The organism is Pseudomonas linyingensis, from assembly GCF_900109175.1.
GTDB lineage: Bacteria > Pseudomonadota > Gammaproteobacteria > Pseudomonadales > Pseudomonadaceae > Geopseudomonas > Geopseudomonas linyingensis.
The window spans coordinates 1-17,661 of the sequence record NZ_FNZE01000028.1 but is presented as its reverse complement, the minus strand read 5'-3'; the positions used below and the strand labels follow the sequence as shown (position 1 = coordinate 17,661).

Sequence of the window (17,661 nt, the reverse complement as noted above, 5' to 3'; positions counted from 1 at the left end):
CTGTTCCACCTCCCGGAACCCTGTACACATGTCTGCTCGCAAATTGGGTCTCAACCTGGTCATGGTCGTGGCCGTGGCCTCCCTGTTCACCGGCCTGTGGGCCTGGTTCAACCAGCCTGTGGAGGCACCGGACTGGCCCGACCAGATTTCCGGCTACTCCTTCTCGCCGTTCCGCCTGCACCAGAGCCCGCAGGACAGCACCTATCCGAGCGAGGACGAGGTGCGTGCCGACCTCGAGCTACTGAGCGGACAGACCGACAACATCCGCACCTACTCGGTCGATGGCGTGCTCGGCGAAATCCCGCGCCTGGCCGAGGAAGCCGGCCTGCGCGTGACCTTGGGCATCTGGCTGAGCAACGACGAGGCCGCCAACGAGTGGCAGATCCAGCGCGGCATCGAGATCGCCAAGCGCGAGCGCAGTGTCGTGCGCGTGGTGGTCGGCAACGAAGCCATGTTCCGCGAGGAAGTCACCGTCGAGCAGATGATCGGCTACCTGGACCGCGTGCGCTCGGCGCTCAAGGTACCGGTGACCACCGCCGAGCAGTGGCATATCTGGCAGAAGTATCCGGAGCTGGCCAAGCACGTCGACCTGATCGCCGCCCACGTGCTGCCCTACTGGGAATTCGTGCCGCAGGAAGACTCGGTCGACTTCGTTCTCGAGCGCGCCCGCGAGCTGAGGAAGATGTTCCCCAAGAAGCCGCTGCTGCTGGCGGAAGTCGGCTGGCCGAGCAACGGCCGCACCCGTGGCGGCGCCGAGGCGACCCAGGCCGACCAGGCCATCTACCTGCGCACCCTGGTCAACAAGCTGAACGCCAAGGGCTACAACTACTTCGTCATCGAAGCTTTCGACCAGCCGTGGAAGGCCGGCGACGAAGGCTCGGTCGGTGCCTACTGGGGCGTGTTCAACGCCGAGCGCCAGGCCAAGTTCCCGTTCGCCGGCTCGGTGGTGGAAATCCCGCAATGGCGCCTGCTGGCCACCGCCTCCGGCGTGCTCGCCCTGCTCGCCCTGGCCCTGCTGCTGATCGACGGCAGCGCGCTGCGCCAGCGCGGCCGTACCTTCTTGACCATAGTCGCGTTCCTCGCCGGCACCATGCTGGTGTGGATCGCCTATGACTACAGCCAGCAGTACAGCAACTGGTTCAGCACCCTGGTCGGCATCCTGCTGGCCATCGGCGCCCTGGGCGTGATGATCGTCCTGCTCACCGAGGCCCACGAGCTGGCGGAAACCGTGTGGAAGCACCAGCGCGTGCGGCCCTTCCCGCCGGTGACCGGCGACGACGCCTACCGGCCCAAGGTGTCGATCCACGTGCCCTGCTACAACGAGCCGCCGGAGATGGTCAAGCAGACCCTCGACGCCCTGGCGCGCCTCGACTACCCGGACTTCGAGGTCCTGGTGATCGACAACAACACCAAGGACCCGGCGGTCTGGCAGCCGGTGGAAGCCCACTGCGCCAGCCTCGGCCCGCGCTTCAAGTTCTTCCACGTCGCGCCGCTGGCCGGCTTCAAGGGCGGCGCGCTGAACTACGTGCTGCAGCACACCGCTCCCGACGCTGAGGTGGTCGCGGTGATCGACTCCGACTACTGCGTCGAACGCAACTGGCTCAAGCACATGGTGCCGCACTTCGCCGATCCGGAGATCGCCGTTGTGCAGTCGCCGCAGGACTACCGCGACCAGAACGAATCGCTGTTCAAGAAGCTCTGCTACGCCGAGTACAAGGGCTTCTTCCACATCGGCATGGTGACCCGCAACGACCGCGACGCGATCATCCAGCACGGCACCATGACCATGACCCGCCGCTCGGTGCTCGACGAGCTGGGCTGGGCCGACTGGTGCATCACCGAGGACGCCGAACTGGGCCTGCGCGTGTTCGAGAAGGGCCTGTCCGCCGCCTACTCCGAGCAGAGCTACGGCAAGGGCCTGATGCCCGACACCTTCATCGACTTCAAGAAACAGCGCTTCCGCTGGGCCTACGGCGCCATCCAGATCATGAAGCGGCACATGGCCAGCCTGTTCTTCGGCAGGGGTAGCGAACTGACCCGCGGCCAGCGCTACCACTTCGTCGCCGGCTGGCTGCCGTGGATCGCCGACGGCCTGAACATCTTCTTCACCATCGGCGCCCTGCTGTGGTCGGCGGCGATGATCATCGTGCCGCACCGGGTAGACCCGCCGCTGATGATCTTCGCCATCCCGCCGCTGGCGCTGTTCGTGTTCAAGCTGGGCAAGATCCTGTTCCTCTACCGCCGCGCCGTCGGCGTGAACATGCGGGACGCCACCGCTGCCGCGGTAGCCGGCCTGGCGCTGTCGCACACCATCGCCAAGGCGGTGCTGTACGGCTTCGTCACCAGCAGCATCCCGTTCTTCCGCACGCCGAAGATGCGCAGCAACCACGGCCTGCTGGTGGCCCTGGCGGAAGCGCGCGAGGAAGTCTTCGTCATGCTGCTGCTGTGGGGCGCCGCCCTCGGCATCAGCCTGACCCAGCCGCTGCCGGGTCTGGACGTGTACTTCTGGGTCGGCGTGCTGCTGGTGCAGTCGCTGCCCTACCTGGCCGCGCTGCTCATGGCCCTGCTGTCGTCGCTGCCCAGGCCGGAACCGGCCGCCGACGAGGTGCCGGTGACCTGAGGCCCCTCCGCTCCTCTCCCCTGCGTGGGGAGGGGCGCCACCGCTTTCCCCGACAACGGCGCTCAGACAAGCGCCGTTTTCCTTTAAGATAAGCGCCTTTCGTCTGTCGCCGTTGCGGAGCCTGCATGACCACCCTCTCCCCCACCCTCGAACTGGCCTGCGAGCTGATTCGCCGTGCCTCCGTCACCCCGCTGGACGAGGGCTGCCAGCAGTTGATGATGGAGCGCCTGGCTGCCTGCGGCTTCACTGTGGAGCCGATGAACATCGAGGATGTGGACAACTTCTGGGCCCGCCGCGGTGGCGAGGGTCCGGTGCTGTGCTTCGCCGGGCACACCGACGTGGTGCCGACCGGCCCGCTGGAGGCCTGGCAGCATGCGCCGTTCGCGGCCTTCGTCGATGAAGAGGGCATGCTCCGCGGCCGCGGTGCCGCCGACATGAAGGGCAGCCTGGCGGCCATGCTCGTCGCCGTCGAGCGTTTCGTCGCCGACCACCCGCTTCACCGGGGTGCCATCGCCTTCCTGATCACCAGCGACGAGGAAGGTCCCGCGCTGCACGGCACCCAGGCCGTGGTCGAGCGTCTGGCCAAGCGCAACGAGCGCCTGGACTGGTGCATCGTCGGCGAGCCGTCGAGCACCTCGCTGGTCGGCGACATGGTCAAGAACGGCCGCCGCGGCTCGCTCAACGGTCACCTGCGCGTGCGCGGCGTGCAGGGCCACGTCGCCTACCCGCACCTGGCGAAGAACCCGATCCACCTGGCGGCGCCCGCGTTGGCCGAACTGGCTGGCGAACACTGGGACGCCGGCAACGCCTTCTTCCCGCCGACCAGCTTCCAGATCTCCAACCTCAACTCGGGCACCGGCACCACCAACGTCATTCCCGGCGAGCTGAACTGCCTGTTCAACTTCCGCTTCTCCACCGAGTCCACCGTGGAAGGCCTGCAGCAGCGCGTCGAGGCGATCCTCGACAAGCACGGCCTGGACTGGCAGGTCGACTGGTCGCTGTCCGGCCTGCCGTTCCTCACCGAACCGGGCGCGCTGCTCGATGCGGTATCGGCCAGCATCCGCGAAGTCACCGGCCGCGAAACCGTCGCCTCGACCAGCGGCGGCACCTCGGACGGGCGCTTCATCGCCACCCTCGGCACCCAGGTGGTCGAACTCGGCCCGGTCAACGCCACCATCCACCAGGTCAACGAGCGCGTGCTGGCCAGCGACCTCGAACTGCTCACCGAAATCTACTACCAGACGCTGGTTCGTCTGCTGGCGAACTGACCCATGCTTATCTGCCCGATCTGCAGCGGCGCGCTGCACAGCCTCGACAACGGCGTGCAGTGCAGCCACGGCCACCGTTTCGACCGCGCCCGCCAGGGCTACCTGAACCTGCTGCCGGTGCAGCACAAGAAAAGCCTCGACCCGGGCGACAACGCCGCCATGGTCGAGGCGCGCCGGCGCTTTCTCGATGCCGGCCACTACGCGCCGCTGGCCGCGCGCCTGGCCGAACTGGCCGCCGCGCGTGCGCCGGCGCGCTGGATCGACATCGGCTGCGGCGAGGGCTACTACACCGCGCAGCTGGCCGAAGCGCTGCCGGATGCCGACGGCTACGCCCTGGACATCTCCCGCGAGGCGGTCAAGCGCGCCTGCAAGCGCGCGCCGCAGCTGACCTGGATGGTCGCCAGCATGGCCCGCGTGCCGCTGGCCAGCGCCTCGTGCACCCTGCTGGCCAGCGTGTTCAGCCCGATCGACTGGAACGAGGCGGCGCGCCTGCTGCGTCCGGGCGGCGGCATCCTGCGCCTGGGCCCGGCGCGCATGCACCTGTTCGAACTGCGCCAGAAGCTCTACGACGAGGTGCGCGACTACGTCGACGACAAGCACCTGGCCGACCTGCCGGACGAGCTCAAGCTGGCCGATACCCAAACCCTGGAGTTCCGCCTGACGCTGGACAGCCATGCGGCGCGCGCCGATCTGCTGGCAATGACCCCGCATGGCTGGCGGGTCAACGCCGAACGCCGCGAGCGCATCCTCGCCGAGCCGTTCGAGGTCACTGTCTCGGTGCGCTACGACTGGATCGAACGCCAGTAAGCGGTCACGCTCCGTAACCCCGCGGTCGCCCGGCGACCGCGCCCCCATCGCCGTATCAGGAAGCCCGACATGCGCCAACCGGATATCGAGATCTACCTCAAGGACGCCGAACTGCCGGCGGTAACCGCCTGGCTGGAACAGGCCATCGGCCCGTGCACGCCCTGGCAGACCCGCGGCCAGACCAGCCAGTGCCGTGCCGGCGCCATCCCGGTCACCTGGATGCCCAAGGCCGTGGGCCGCTGGAGCAGCCTGCTGCTGGAAAGCGACCAGACCCCCTGGGAAGACGACCTGGCCTGCGCCAAGGCCGCCTTTGCCGCGCTCGGCGTGCAGGTGCGCTGCGCACCCGGCAGCTGGAGCGAGGAGCAGGGCGAGGAAGATGCCGACCGCTGGCTGAAGGTCACTGCCGAGGGCGTCAGCGAAATCCAGTGGCGCACCGACTGACCGCGGCACTGGTCGCACTATTTTCCCATCGACGCGAGGCAGGCAATGCGCGGCAAGGTCGTTTCCTGGAACGATGACCGGGGTTTTGGCTTCATCCAGCCCGAAGACCAATCGGGCGAAGTGTTCTTCCACATCTCCGCGGTGCGCAACGCCGCGCGGCGCCCGCAGCAGGGCGACGTGGTGGAGTTCGATACCACCCGCGACAAGGGTGGCCGGGTCAAGGCAGCCTGGGTGATGCTCGAGGGCGTCGCCGCGCAGGCGCAGGCTCCGCGCCGTCCCCGCGGCCCGCGCGCCCAGGGCAATCAGCAGCGCCACAGTCCCTTCGCCCTGTTCAAGGCCGCCGCCCTGCTGGTGGTGCTGCTGGTCGGCTGGCTGCTGACCCAGAGCCCCCTGCAGCACCTGCTGCAGTCGCCTGCCGGCCAGGGCAGCTCCGCGCAGGTACAGGTCCAGGCCGACGCGCCAATCCAGCGCGAAATCGACAAGACCCTCGCCCTGATCCGCCAGGGCGGTCCCTATCCGCACAGCCAGGACGGCACGGTATTCCAGAATCGCGAGCGCCAGCTGCCCGCCCATCCGCGCGGCTACTATCGCGAATACACGGTACGCACGCCCGGCCTGTCCCATCGCGGCCCGCGGCGCATCGTCACCGGCGGCAATCCACCGGTGATCTTCTATTACACCGAGGATCACTATCGCTCGTTCCGCATCCTGGAGAAGCCGTGATACCCAGTCGCCTCGCCGCATACTTCCTCGCCAACAAGCAGCGTTGCGGCATCTACCGCCTGCCGCCGGGCTGGACGCACGAGCCGAGCGATCCGGCCCTGTGCTGGAAAACCCTGGCGCCTCTGCCCGCCATCGACCGGGAAACCCTGCTCGCCGCCCTCGGCGAAACCCTGGCGTTTCCCGACTACTACGGACAGAACTGGGATGCCGCCTGGGACTGCCTGACCGAGCTGGACTGGCCGGCCGGAAAGCTGCTGGTCATCCACCTGCCGATTGCGGCGGACAGCCCGGTGATCGCGGCGGATCTGCAAATCTTTCTCGAGCTGCTGGGCGACGCCTGCCAGCACTGGGCCGACCTCGATCATGCGCTGTGCCTGCTGGTCGAAACGCCACGCGCCGACCTGAGCGCACTGCCGGTGCTGCCCGACCTCGACGGCTAGCCTCGCAGCCCGCGGCTGAGCGCTTTCGGCCAGCCACGACCGACGCTAAGTCAACACAACCTGCGGCCAACAAAAAACCCGTCGCAAGGACGGGTTTTTTTCATGCTGCCAGCAGCCCCTCAGAGTGCGGCGACGTCTTCCGCCTGCAGGCCTTTCTGGCCCTGGGCCACGGCGAATTCGACGCGCTGGCCCTCCAGCAGGGTGCGATGGCCTTCGCCACGGATGGCACGGAAGTGCACGAAGACATCCGGACCGCTTTCGCGCTGAATGAACCCATAGCCCTTGGCATCATTGAACCACTTGACGGTTCCGTTCTCACGTCCAGCCATTGCACATTTCTCCAGACTCGCAAAATTACATTGCTCCCCCATGGGAGCAGCTCGGGACGGTACGTTGAAAAACGTTCTTCTTGTTATATCCGACCTCCGCCGCCGCAAGGCGTCTGGAGCGGGTATTCCGAATCGCGTTCTTGTCGACCGCAGGCCCGAGTATAAACAAAGCGCCTGCGCTGAAAAGCCCCCTCGGCTTGACCCAAGACAAGATCGGGCGGTATTCGCCCGGCCTGCCACGACCTCAGTCCGCAGGGCCGAGCAGATCCTTCAGGCGCCGGGCCAGCATGCGGTACTGCTGCTCCTCCAGGCGGTAGGCCCAGTCCCGACCGGCGATCAGCCGGTCTTCGAGACCCTCGCTCTCGCCCAGCACCAGCCAGTGCTGGCCACCCTGCAGATGGAAGGCGCCGCGCAGCACGCCACCGTCGAAGGTGCTCAGGCTGAACTCCAGCTCCGGCCGGTCCTTGAAGCCGACCTGCGCCAGCGGCGCGGCGTCGGCGAAGTCCAGCGCGGCGAACAGCAGGGCCATGCCGTTGGCCAGCGGCTGGTAGGCCAGGCGGCGCCCCACCGGCAACTGGCGCAGCTGCAGGTCGGCCTGCGCCGGGCTGTCGCGCCAGACATTCAGACGCTCGCCGTCGGCATGCCGCACCTCGACCTCGCGCACGCTGGCGAAGGGGATCGCGCTGATGCGTCGATCCAGCCAGGCCAGCTCGTTGTCCACCAGCTCCAGCGGCTGATCGACCAGCCAGACCTGATCGTCGCCCGCCAGCCGCACCAGCTGCCCGCCCTGGCGCGAACCCTGGCCGATCAGCAGCACCAGCGGTGCGCTGCCGAGCCCGTCGATACGCAGACGCGTGGCGCGCCCCTCGCCCTTGGCGGCCAGGCCGAGACGGGCGTGGTTGTCCGGATTGCGGGTCTTGGCCTCGACCTTGCGCGCCTCGGCCAGCGCGCGTAGCAGGTGGTTGACCTCGCCGGCCGCCGCCGGATAACCGGCCTTGGCGGGCACGATCCAGCCGTCGCCCGCTGCCGCGCGCTCAATGCGCACCGCCGGCAACTCGCCGTGACGGATCGACAGTGCGCGCACCTCGCCCAGACGCCCGCTCAACGCCGGCAGCAGCAACTGCCGCTCGGCCTGCTGCGTGACCTCGGCCCCACGCTGCAGCCAGGCGAACAGCCCGCCCAGCAGCAGCGCGGCCAACAGCAGAACCAGCAATACGGAACGACGCATGACGAACTCCTCAAGCCTGCCGACGACGGCGCAACAGCCACAGCCCGAGCACAACCAGGGTCAGCAGCAGCGGCACCAGGGCGATGTTGACGAACTTCAGGCTGCGGCCCAGCGCCTCGATGTCGGCATTGAGCTGGAAGCGCACCTCGCGCAGCTCCTTGCGGATCTTCAGCTTCTCCTGCAAGAACTGCTGCAGGGTGGTCTGCTGCTCGGGAGTCAGCTCCAGCACCTGCTCGGGGCTGTCGTTCTGCTGCAGCTCGGCCAGGCGCTGCTCGGTCTGCGCCAGCTGCTGCTGCAGCACTTCCTCCTTCTCGCGAAAGCGTGCCTCGGCCTGGCGCTGCAGGTTCTCCACCATCACGAACGGCCGGCTGTAGCGCCCGCGCGAACGCACGCTGATCAGCGCATCGCTGCCCGCCAGGTTGTCCAGAGCGTTGATGGCGAAGCCGGCGTTGTCGGCGAACGGCTGCGGGACGCGCTGGCCGAAGAAGTCCTGCACCTGCACCCACATGCGGTCGCTGAGCAGGTCGGTATCGGCGACCACGATGACGTTGATGTTCTCGGCGTTCTGCAGGCCGTCCTTCTGCCCCTCGATACCCTGCGGATAGGCGCTCTGCGCCGGGCCGGCGATGCGTGCGGCCAGCGCATAGCGCTCGCCGGTCGGCTCCAGCTCGCGTAGCAGCTCCTGCGGATCGCGCAGCATGGCCAGGCGCTGGGCGTCCATCGGCATGGCGTACTCGGAGCTGTGCAGCAGCGGCGTGAAGCGGGTCTTGGCGCCTTCGACCGGCTCAAGAATGCCGGCACTGGCCAGGGTCAGGTTCTCCAGCCCGGCGGTGGTCACGTCATCCCGATCCAGCGCCGCCTTGGGCAGGCTCAGCCAGGCCGGATGGCGCACCGGACGCTGCTCCTGGCCCATGCCCACCGCCATCGCGAAGCTGCCGTCGACCAGCATCTCGCCCGGGCGCATGCGCAGCCCCCAGGCCTTGAACAGCGGCTCCAGATCGGAAGCATTGCTCTGCCCGCCGCCCATCAGCCCACCGTTGTCGTTCTCGCTGAACGGATCGACGAAGGCCAGCAGCTTGCCGCCACGCAGCACGAACTGGTCGATGGCGTACAGGGTCGGCTCCGGCAACTGCTTCGGATGCACCAGCAGCAGCACCGACACCTCGTCGGGAATGCGGTCGATGTCGCCCTGCAGGCTCTTGATGACGAACTGCTGGCGGATCTGCTCCATGATCATCCACGGCGCGCCGCCCTGGCCGGTCAGCGGGTTGAAGCCGCCATCCATCTGCAGCGCGGAGAGCACACCGACCACTGGCCGCGCCGGCTTGGCCAGGGTCTGCACCAGCCGGCTGATCTCGTACTCGAGGAACTCCTCCTGGTCGAGCGGGAAGAACGGGATGGTCTGCACGTCGTCCAGCGCGTTGGTGCCGGCCAGGCCGAAGTACAGCTTGTCGCCGCCCTGCTGCAGCGGCACCCCCTGCAGGCCGAACTCGGCGGCGCGGTCCTCGTCCTCGGAGAACGGCTCGGGGTCGATCACCTTGAGCCTCAGCTTGCCGCCGGCGGCGCGCTGGTAGGCGCGCAGCATCTCCTCGACGCGCCGCGCATAGTTGCGCACCGCCACCAGGTCGCGACTGACGTTGTCGGAGTAGAAGAAGTACAGGTTCACCGGCTCGTCCAGCTCGCCGAGGATGCGTTCGGTGCCTGCGCTGATGGTGTAGAGCTTCTGCTCGGTCAGGTCCAGGCGCGCGTTGGGCAGGCCGAGGCTGGCAACCATGTTGAAGGCCAGGAACACCAGGGCGATCAACAGCAGCCCGCTGCCGGAATAAATGATGCGTTTCATCGGGCGTCCTCAGTCGGCTTTCTTCAGGTCGAGCACCACCGCAGTGGCCATCAGCCAGGCCAGGATCAGGCTGGCGAAATACAGCAGGTCGCGCAGGTCGATCACGCCCTTGCTGATCGCATCGAAGCGGGTCAGGAAGCTCAGCGAGGCCACCGCATCCACCAGCGCCTGGGGCGCCCAGCCGCTGAAGGCATCCAGCACCAGCGGGAAGCCGCTGGCGACGAACAGGAAGCACACGCAGACGGTGAGGATGAAGGCGATCACCTGGTTCTTGGCCAGCGCCGACAGGCACGAGCCGATGGCCAGATAACTGCCCGCCAGCAGCCAGCTGCCGAGGTAGCCGGTGAGGATCGCGCCGTTGTCCGGCTCGCCCAGATAGTTGACCGTCAGCACCATCGGGAAGGTCAGCAACAGCGCGATGCCGGCGAACGCCCAGGCAGCGAGGAACTTGCCGCCCACCGCCTCGGCGCGGGTGATCGGCAGGGTCATCAGCAGCTCGATGGTGCCGCTCTTGCGCTCCTCGGCCCACAGGCGCATGGCCAGCGCCGGCACCAGAAACAGGTACAGCCACGGGTGGAAGTTGAAGAACGACGCCAGGTCGGCCTGGCCGCGCTCGAAGAAACTGCCCAGATAGAAGGTGAACACCCCGGACAACACCAGGAAGATCACGATGAACACATAGGCCAGCGGCGTGGCGAAATAGCTCGCCAGCTCGCGCTTGAAGACTACCGGCAACTGCCTCATGCCGCTTCTCCTCGGGTCAGGGTGCGGAACACCTCGTCGAGGCGGCCGCGCTCCACGTCCATTTCCTTGATGTTCCAGCCACGCGCCGCCACCAGCGCGCTGACGTGCGGGAAGATCACCTGCCCCGGCTGCGCCAGCACGGTCAGGCTGTGCTCGCGCTCGTTGCGCTCCACCCCGGCCACGCCGGGTAGCGCCGCCAGCGCCACTTCATCCAGCGGCGCATCGCCGACCAGGGTCACCGCCTGGTGATAGCGCGAGCGGCTTTCCAGCTCGAACGGCGTGCCATCGGCGACCAGCTTGCCGGCGGCGATCACCACCGCGCGCGAACAGACAGCGGTGACTTCCTCGAGGATGTGCGTGGAAATGATGATGATCTTGTCGGTCGCCAGGTTCTGGATCAGCTGGCGCACCTGATGCTTCTGGTTCGGGTCGAGGCCGTCGGTGGGCTCGTCGAGGATCAGCGCGCGCGGATCGTGGAGGATCGCCTGCGCCAGGCCGACCCGGCGCTTGAAGCCCTTGGACAGCGTCTCGATCGACTGGCCGAGCACCGCCTGCAGCTCCACCTGCTCCACCGCCCTGGCCACCCGCGAACGCTTCTCCGCGCCGCGATAACCGCGCACCTCGGCGATGAACTCGAGGAAGCCGCGCACGTGCATGTCGCCATAACAAGGCGCGCCTTCCGGCAGATAGCCGAGCTGCCGCTGGGCCTTGAGGGTGTCCTTCTGGATATCGAAGCCGAACAGCCGCGCCGAGCCCGAGGTCGGCGCGAGAAAGCCGGTGAGCATCTTCATGGTGGTCGACTTGCCGGCGCCGTTGGGGCCGAGGAAACCCAGCACCTCGCCGGGCTGGATGCGGAAAGACAGGTCGTCCACCACAGTGTGCTGCGCAAAGCGTTTGGTGAGTTTTTCTATTTCGATCATGGCCACTCCATAACCTGCTGGAGCCTCCGTGCCAGACGGCCACGGAGGCGTCTCGAATGCCGGCTGAACTCTAGGTAGAGCGGGCCGGCATTGCAAGGGGGACGCGGCGATCCCGCGGACTCGGCCCCCTCGCGTCCGCTAACTGGACGAACGATGTGGACCAAGGCAGTCGCTCGAGTTCGGCCAACCCGCTGTAGGGGCGAATTCATTCGCCAACGCAGCCATGTCAGGCGAATGAATTCGCCCCTACACTGCGAGGTGGACGGCGAACCGCGCACGCCGGCGGGCCAGCGACTAAGGTGAAACCATCCTTCGGCCGCAGCGAGATCCGGGCGTATGGCCAAGCATGGCGGCTCCGCACCGCAGCAGGCGAGCAGCATCCCGCTGCAGGCCGCCGCTGCGGACATCTGGGCGCAGAAGTACCAGCTGCTCGAGCCAGACGGCACGCCGGTCGACGCCGACATCGACGCCACCTGGCGGCGGGTCGCCCGCGCCGTCGCCGACGTGGAGGCGCCCAAGCTGCGCGAGCACTGGTATGCGCAGTTCCTCTGGGCGCTGCGCAACGGTGCCATTCCCGCCGGGCGCATCGTCGCCAACGCCGGCGCGCAGGAGCGCCGGCCGGCCACCTCGACCATCAACTGCACCGTTTCCGGCACCATCCGCGACTCGATGGACGACATCCTCGGCAAGCTCCACGAGGCGGGGCTGACCCTAAAGGCCGGCTGCGGCATCGGCTACGAGTTCTCCACCCTGCGCCCGCGCGGTGCGCTGGTTTCCGGCGCCGGCGCGCGCACCAGCGGGCCGCTGTCGTTCATGGATATCTTCGACAAGATGTGCTTCACCGTCAGCTCGGCGGGCGGGCGGCGCGGCGCGCAGATGGCCACCTTCGACGTCGCCCACCCCGACGTGCGCGAGTTCATCCGCGCCAAGCGCGAGGACGGCCGCCTGCGTCAGTTCAATCTCAGTCTGCTGATCGGCGACGACTTCATGCAGGCGGTGGAGAACGACGGCGACTGGCCGCTGCTGTTCCCGGTGCACCCGCGCGAGGCGGCCGAACTGGACCTCGACGATCCGCAGCAGGTGCTCTGGCGCGACTGGCCGCTGCACGAGGGCTACCAGGTGCGCGACGACGGCACGGTGGCCTGCAAGGTCTACGGCAAGGTGCGCGCCCGCCACCTGTGGGACATGCTGATGGCCTCCACCTACGACTACGCCGAGCCGGGCTTCATCCTCATCGACCGGGTCAACCAGCTCAACAACAACTGGTGGTGCGAGGAGATCAGGGCGACCAATCCTTGCGGCGAACAACCCCTGCCCCCCTACGGCGCCTGCCTGCTCGGCTCGGTCAACCTGACCGGGTTCGTTGAGGAGCCGTTCAGCGTCAAGGCGCGCTTCGACTGGGAGCGCTTTCGCCAGGTGGTGCGCATTTTCACCCGTCTGCTCGACAACGTGGTGGAGATCAACAACCTGCCGCTGCAGGAGCAACGCCGCGAGATCCTCGCCAAACGCCGCCACGGCATGGGTTTTCTCGGCCTGGGCTCGGCACTGACCATGCTCAGGCTGCGCTACGGCAGCGCCGAAGCCTGCATGTTCACCGAAGATGTGGCCCGCGAGATGGCGCTGGTCGGCTGGGAGGTCGCGCTGGAGCTGGCCAGGGAAAAGGGCCCGGCCCCGCTGCTGGCCGAGGACTTCGAGGTCACCGCGAAGATGCTTCGCCAGCGCCCGGAAATGGCCGCCGACGGCTACCGGGCCGGCGACCGGGTGCCCGGTCGCGTGCTGCACGCCCGCTACTCGTGCTACCTGCAGCGCATCGCCGAGGTCGCCCCCGAGCTGGTCGCGGCGCTGGCCGAAGTCGGTGCGCGTTTCACCCACCACAGCTCCATCGCGCCGACCGGCACCATCAGCCTGAGCTTGGCCAACAACGCCTCCAACGGCATCGAGCCGAGCTTCGCCCACCGCTATGTGCGCAACCTGGTGCGCCCCGGACGCAAGGCCAAGGAGCAGGTCGAGGTGCTGAGCTACGAGCTGCTAGCCTACCGCGCGCTGGTCGATGCGCAGGCCGATCCGGACAGCGAGGCCCCCGCGCACCGCCTGCCCGAGTGGTTCGTCAGCGCCGACGACATCGGCCCGACCCAGCACGTCGACATCCAGGCAGCGGCGCAGAAGTGGGTGGACTCGTCGATCTCCAAGACCGCCAACGTGCCCAGCGACTACCCGTTCGAGGCGTTCAAGGACATCTACCGTTACGCATGGCGCCAGGGCCTCAAGGGCTGTACCACCTTCCGCTTCAACCCGACGGCCTTCCAGGGCGTGCTGGTCCGTGACGCCGACCTGGCGAACACCCTGTACCGCTTCGAGCTGGAGGACGGCAGCGTGGTCGAACTCAGGGGCAACGAACTGGTCGAGTACGACGGCGAGGTCAACACCGCCGCCAACTTGTTCGACGCGCTCAAGGAAGGCTATTACGGCAAGTACTGAAGGCCGAGGTGAACGCCATGACCGTCAAGATCGGACAGCGCATCAAGAGCTTCAAGGTGGTCGACCCGAGCCTGCGCCCCGTCGAGGCGGCCGGGCAGCCGCCGGTGCAGCTGGATGAAACCCTGCAGCGCCCCGAGGTGCTGTGCGGTACCACCTACAAGATCAAGTCGCCGCTGTTCGAGCATGCCCTCTACGTGACCATCAACGACATCCTGCTCAACGCCGGCACACCGTTCGAGCAACGCCGCCCGTTCGAGATCTTCATCAACTCGAAGAACATGGACCACTTCCAGTGGATCGTCGCCCTCACCCGCATCATGTCCGCGGTGCTACGCAAGGGCGGCGACTGCACCTTCCTGGTCGAGGAACTCAAGGCGGTGTTCGACCCGCGCGGCGGCTATCTGAAGAAAGGCGGCGTATACATGCCGTCGATCGTCGCCGAGATCGGCGCCGTGCTGGAGCGTCACCTGATCGCCATCGGCATGCTGCAAGACCACGCGCCAGACGAGGCTCAGCAGCGCTATATGGCCGAACGCCGTGCCGCCTGGGAGGCCAGCCAGGGCGCCGCGGCGCTGGAGCCCGGCGAAGGCTTCCCGCCGGGCTCCCAGCTGTGCGGGCACTGCCACACCCAGGCGGTGGTGCAACTGGAAGGCTGCGCGACCTGCCTGAACTGCGGACACAGCAAGTGCGGTTGACCCCGGGCAAGCGCTCCGCCAGCGCAGTGGCGCACCATCCCCGCGCGTTCGCCCTACTTTCCAGCTGCATGCGCCAGCCCTGGCGCCGCGCATGGCGGCGGAGCCGATATCCACCAAGGCAGCCGGTTTTTGGCTACCTTTCCCTTGAATCGAGTGCAGGTTGACGCGTTAACCGAGGAGCAGAGCATGGCCATTTCCCCGATCCCGGTGGACCAGCGGGTGATCGATATCGACTCGCGCCGCTTTGCTTCCATCGAGAAGGCCCTGGTCGAACTGATCACCAACGCCGACGACAGCTATGCCCGGATGGAACGGGCAGGCGCACCGGCGAGCGGGCAGATCCGCGTCCAGTACGAGCGGCATCAGGCCGGCGCGGTGCTGATGGTCAGCGACCAGGCCGAGGGCATGCCCTTCGCCCAGGCGCGCTTCATCCTCACCTATGGCGGAGCGCACAGCCCCCTGGCGCGTGGCGAGGGCGGCGGGCGCGGCTATTTCGGCCGCGGCCTCAAGCAGGCGATCTATGGCCTGGGCTACGGCTGGATCGAGACCATCCATGCCGGACGCTACGCGCGCATCGAACTGTTCCGCGGCGAGAACGGCGGCTACCTGTATGACGACGGCGACGGCGACCGCCCGGTACGCGAAAAGGATCGTACCCGCCTGGGAATTGCCGACAACGGCACCAAGGTGACCATCGTCATCGAGAATGCGCAGACCAGCATTTCCCACTACCGCTCCGTGGTCCAGGCGGTGGCGAACAACGTCTATCTGCGCGACGTGCTGAGACGCCGCCAGGTCGAACTGCTGCACATGCAGCGCGGCAAGGCCGTGGAGCGCAGCGGCGTGGTGCAGTACCAGGAGCCGCCCGCCACCCTGCTGCTCGGTCCCGAGCAGGCCGGACATTTCGTCCATGAGCAGCAGACCTATCCGTTCACCCTCACCCTCAAGCGCGCCCTGGACGTCGAGCTGGCCAGCCGCGGCGATGAGCGCACCAACGGCCTGGTCATCCTGTCCGGCACGGCAGTGCTCGACTGCCAGCTGTTCGAATACGAAAACCAGGTAGGCACCGAGTACCTGTTCGGCACGGTGAACTGCCCTGCCCTGATCGACAAGCTCGGCCAAGGGGTGGCGATCATCAGCGACGAGCGCGAGGGCCTGAACCACAAGGAACCGTTCGTGCAGGCGTTTTCCCGGGCGGTCAGCGCCATGATCGCACCCTGCGTGCTGGCCGAGCGCGAAAAGCTCAAGCACCTCGAGCATGCCAGCGCCTCCGGCCGCACCAGCCACATGATCGAGCACCTGCTCGAACGCATGAATCGGGCGGCCATTCAGGATCTCGGCATCAGCCTGCCACCGCCAGAGACGGACGTGGCAGCCGTGGAACGCCCGGCGGCGCTGCGCTTCACCACGCCGTTCTACTATCGCAAGCCCAACCATCCGTTCCACGTCAGCCTGCTGATCGACCCTGGCCAGCTGGCCGAGGACGAGGTATTGCAGTTCGCCTATGCGCTGCCCGACTCGCTGCACCTCGTCGCCGCGCCCGCGGAGCTACCCGTCAGCGCGCTGAACGACCGGCAGCGGATCGAATGGACGGTGGTCGGCGACACGACAGGCAGCCGTGGCGAGATCAGCGTGCGCGCCGGCAGCCACTGGGCCTGGTGCGAGATGGTAGTGGCCGAACACGCCTCCGGGCACAGCCATGGCGTATCCGCCCATGCCGTGAAGCACCGGCCGCCACGCGATCATGGCGAGCGCATGTTCATCGGCTACGAATTCCGTCACCTCGACAACGAACTGGACCGCGCGGTGTACAGCCGCGCGGAGCGGACCATCCTCATCAACACCGCCGCACCGACCGTCCAGCTGTATGTGGATGGCCGCGGACACTTCCGCGACTCCGCCCGGCTGCTGCTGGCCGAACTGTTCATGGACGTGATTTCCGACGAGCTGGCGCGCTGCGCGCTAGAGAAGTCAGGCCGGCAAGGCGATGCCGAGGCCTTTCACCGCGCCAAGCTGGACATCATTCGCCGCTACGGCAGCGAGATCCATCTGTCCTTCCTCAACGCCTGAGTCATCAGCCGGAACTCCGCTGGGCCACGAGCCGGGCAGGTCGGCCACGCCAGGAGAAACGGGCCACGGCAGGCGACTCAGCGATCCAGCGGGCTCAGCACTGCCAGCCCGCCGCGATTGAGTACATGGGTATAGATCATGGTGGTCTTCACATCCGCATGGCCGAGCAGCTCCTGAACCGTGCGAATGTCCTGCCCACTCTCCAGCAGATGAGTGGCGAAGCAGTGCCGCAAGGTATGCGGCGTGGCCGGCTTGTCGATCCCTGTAGTCCGTACAGCTGACCGGAACGCCCGCTGGACCCGCTTTTCATCCAGGTGATGGCGACGCTTTACACCGGATCGAGGATCAACGGAGCGGCTCGGAGCCGGAAACACATACTGCCATCCCCACTCCTTCGGCGCGCTCGGATACTTGCGTGCCAGGGCAAACGGTAGATAGACCTCGCCGAACCCCTCGGCCAGATCACGCTGGTGCAGCGCCCTGACGCAATCGAGGTGCTGCCACAATGGCTGCAACAGGCGAGCCGGCAACAGCGTGACTCGATCCTTCATGCCCTTGCCATCACGGACGATGATCTCGTTGCGTCCGAAATCCACATCCTTGACCCGCAAACGCATCGCCTCCATCAGGCGCATGCCGGAGCCGTACAGCAATCCGGCAACCAGAGCGATCTCGCCGTCAAAACACGCCAGCAGCCGCTGGGTTTCTTCGCGGGACAAGACGACGGGCAAACGCTCCGGGCGCTTCGCACGCACCACTTCACCCAGCCAGGGCAGATCGATGGCCAGGACATGCTTGTAGAGGAACAGCAGGGCGGCCAGCGCCTGATTCTGCGTGGACGCCGAAACATTCAGATCGACCGCAAGGTGCGATAGAAAGCGCTCTACCTCGGCTGCGCCCATCTCGGCCGGATGACGCATTTTGTGGAACCGTATGAAATCCCGCGCCCACTTCACATAGACAGTTGATCTTGCCCAGCAGTCGTGGACACGGGTTTAAGCACTCATCCGGGCCTCGAAGGCCTCCGGGCTGATGTGCCCCAACGTGCTGTGACGCCG

At 67.1% G+C, this 17,661-nt stretch carries 15 protein-coding genes; 9 read left to right on the top strand and 6 right to left on the bottom strand.

The features are described 5' to 3' along the window. The first annotated feature begins 28 nt into the window (after positions 1 to 28). From BMZ19_RS21415 to BMZ19_RS21390, 6 genes are all read left to right on the top strand, one after another. Entirely contained in the window at positions 29 to 2,620 is a 2,592-nt protein-coding gene (locus tag BMZ19_RS21415) for a glycosyltransferase (RefSeq protein WP_090313692.1), read from the top strand. 125 nt (positions 2,621 to 2,745) lie between these two features. After that, positions 2,746 to 3,888, top strand: coding sequence for a succinyl-diaminopimelate desuccinylase (gene dapE / locus BMZ19_RS21410; protein ID WP_090313690.1), 1,143 nt, complete (start codon positions 2,746 to 2,748; stop codon positions 3,886 to 3,888). Between the two features lie 3 nt (positions 3,889 to 3,891). Continuing rightward, positions 3,892 to 4,695 carry a putative RNA methyltransferase gene (locus BMZ19_RS21405; RefSeq protein WP_090313688.1) on the top strand — a complete coding sequence of 268 codons (804 nt, stop codon included), beginning with the start codon at positions 3,892 to 3,894 and terminating at the stop codon, positions 4,693 to 4,695. A gap of 69 nt (positions 4,696 to 4,764) precedes the next feature. Then, complete coding sequence (locus BMZ19_RS21400) at positions 4,765 to 5,136, top strand: hypothetical protein (protein WP_090313686.1); 372 nt, start codon at positions 4,765 to 4,767, stop codon at positions 5,134 to 5,136. Positions 5,137 to 5,181: 45 nt separating this feature from the next. Further along, positions 5,182 to 5,859 (top strand): ribonuclease domain-containing protein, encoded by a 678-nt coding sequence (locus BMZ19_RS21395; RefSeq protein ID WP_090313684.1) that lies wholly within the window; start codon positions 5,182 to 5,184, stop codon positions 5,857 to 5,859. Further along, positions 5,856 to 6,299 (top strand): barstar family protein, encoded by a 444-nt coding sequence (locus BMZ19_RS21390; protein WP_090313682.1) that lies wholly within the window; start codon positions 5,856 to 5,858, stop codon positions 6,297 to 6,299. Before BMZ19_RS21395 ends, BMZ19_RS21390 begins: the two co-directional genes overlap by 4 nt. A 119-nt stretch (positions 6,300 to 6,418) precedes the next feature. On the opposite strand, the gene BMZ19_RS21385 is transcribed toward BMZ19_RS21390, so the two are convergent. From BMZ19_RS21385 to BMZ19_RS21365, 5 genes are all read right to left on the bottom strand, one after another. Continuing rightward, positions 6,419 to 6,628 carry a cold-shock protein gene (locus BMZ19_RS21385; RefSeq protein ID WP_090313681.1) on the bottom strand — a complete coding sequence of 70 codons (210 nt, stop codon included), beginning with the start codon at positions 6,626 to 6,628 and terminating at the stop codon, positions 6,419 to 6,421. Between the two features lie 244 nt (positions 6,629 to 6,872). Next, the gene (locus BMZ19_RS21380; protein ID WP_090313679.1) at positions 6,873 to 7,856 is read right to left on the bottom strand and encodes a DUF4340 domain-containing protein; all 984 of its coding nucleotides are present in this window, start codon (positions 7,854 to 7,856) and stop codon (positions 6,873 to 6,875) included. Positions 7,857 to 7,866: 10 nt separating this feature from the next. Continuing rightward, on the bottom strand, positions 7,867 to 9,696 hold the full coding sequence (locus BMZ19_RS21375; RefSeq protein ID WP_090313677.1) for a GldG family protein: 1,830 nt from the start codon (positions 9,694 to 9,696) through the stop codon (positions 7,867 to 7,869). A 9-nt stretch (positions 9,697 to 9,705) separates the two neighbouring features. Then, a complete protein-coding gene (locus tag BMZ19_RS21370) occupies positions 9,706 to 10,440 on the bottom strand; it encodes an ABC transporter permease (RefSeq protein WP_090313675.1) in 735 nt (244 codons plus the stop codon). Further along, positions 10,437 to 11,360, bottom strand: coding sequence for an ATP-binding cassette domain-containing protein (locus BMZ19_RS21365; RefSeq protein WP_090313673.1), 924 nt, complete (start codon positions 11,358 to 11,360; stop codon positions 10,437 to 10,439). The genes BMZ19_RS21370 and BMZ19_RS21365 overlap by 4 nt, the downstream gene beginning before the upstream one ends. Positions 11,361 to 11,696: 336 nt before the next feature. Here BMZ19_RS21365 and BMZ19_RS21360 point away from each other — a divergent pair, with 336 nt between their 5' ends. The 3 genes from BMZ19_RS21360 (at position 11,697) to BMZ19_RS21350 (ending at position 16,603) form a co-directional block, all read left to right on the top strand. Continuing rightward, the gene (locus BMZ19_RS21360; RefSeq protein ID WP_090313671.1) at positions 11,697 to 13,838 is read left to right on the top strand and encodes an adenosylcobalamin-dependent ribonucleoside-diphosphate reductase; all 2,142 of its coding nucleotides are present in this window, start codon (positions 11,697 to 11,699) and stop codon (positions 13,836 to 13,838) included. 17 nt (positions 13,839 to 13,855) lie between these two features. After that, entirely contained in the window at positions 13,856 to 14,533 is a 678-nt protein-coding gene (locus BMZ19_RS21355; RefSeq protein ID WP_090313725.1) for a TSCPD domain-containing protein, read from the top strand. 186 nt (positions 14,534 to 14,719) lie between these two features. Continuing rightward, positions 14,720 to 16,603, top strand: a complete 1,884-nt coding sequence (locus BMZ19_RS21350; RefSeq protein ID WP_090313670.1) for an ATP-binding protein — start codon at positions 14,720 to 14,722, stop codon at positions 16,601 to 16,603. Between the two features lie 77 nt (positions 16,604 to 16,680). Here the strand turns inward: BMZ19_RS21350 and BMZ19_RS21345 are convergent, their stop codons facing one another. Further along, the gene (locus BMZ19_RS21345; RefSeq protein ID WP_280142188.1) at positions 16,681 to 17,559 is read right to left on the bottom strand and encodes an integron integrase; all 879 of its coding nucleotides are present in this window, start codon (positions 17,557 to 17,559) and stop codon (positions 16,681 to 16,683) included. Positions 17,560 to 17,661: the final 102 nt, after the last annotated feature.

What these genes read in the sequence shown, in the direction of transcription:
- BMZ19_RS21405 (WP_090313688.1), top strand. Translation starts at nt 3,892, where the DNA reads ATGCTTATCTGCCCGATCTGCAGCGGCGCGCTGCACAGCCTCGACAAC.
- BMZ19_RS21375 (WP_090313677.1), bottom strand. Translation starts at nt 9,696, where the DNA reads ATGAAACGCATCATTTATTCCGGCAGCGGGCTGCTGTTGATCGCCCTG.
- BMZ19_RS21360 (WP_090313671.1), top strand. Translation starts at nt 11,697, where the DNA reads ATGGCCAAGCATGGCGGCTCCGCACCGCAGCAGGCGAGCAGCATCCCG.
- BMZ19_RS21400 (WP_090313686.1), top strand. Translation starts at nt 4,765, where the DNA reads ATGCGCCAACCGGATATCGAGATCTACCTCAAGGACGCCGAACTGCCG.
- BMZ19_RS21370 (WP_090313675.1), bottom strand. Translation starts at nt 10,440, where the DNA reads ATGAGGCAGTTGCCGGTAGTCTTCAAGCGCGAGCTGGCGAGCTATTTC.
- BMZ19_RS21365 (WP_090313673.1), bottom strand. Translation starts at nt 11,360, where the DNA reads ATGATCGAAATAGAAAAACTCACCAAACGCTTTGCGCAGCACACTGTG.
- BMZ19_RS21385 (WP_090313681.1), bottom strand. Translation starts at nt 6,628, where the DNA reads ATGGCTGGACGTGAGAACGGAACCGTCAAGTGGTTCAATGATGCCAAG.
- BMZ19_RS21350 (WP_090313670.1), top strand. Translation starts at nt 14,720, where the DNA reads ATGGCCATTTCCCCGATCCCGGTGGACCAGCGGGTGATCGATATCGAC.
- BMZ19_RS21380 (WP_090313679.1), bottom strand. Translation starts at nt 7,856, where the DNA reads ATGCGTCGTTCCGTATTGCTGGTTCTGCTGTTGGCCGCGCTGCTGCTG.
- BMZ19_RS21355 (WP_090313725.1), top strand. Translation starts at nt 13,856, where the DNA reads ATGACCGTCAAGATCGGACAGCGCATCAAGAGCTTCAAGGTGGTCGAC.
- dapE (WP_090313690.1), top strand. Translation starts at nt 2,746, where the DNA reads ATGACCACCCTCTCCCCCACCCTCGAACTGGCCTGCGAGCTGATTCGC.
- BMZ19_RS21395 (WP_090313684.1), top strand. Translation starts at nt 5,182, where the DNA reads ATGCGCGGCAAGGTCGTTTCCTGGAACGATGACCGGGGTTTTGGCTTC.
- BMZ19_RS21415 (WP_090313692.1), top strand. Translation starts at nt 29, where the DNA reads ATGTCTGCTCGCAAATTGGGTCTCAACCTGGTCATGGTCGTGGCCGTG.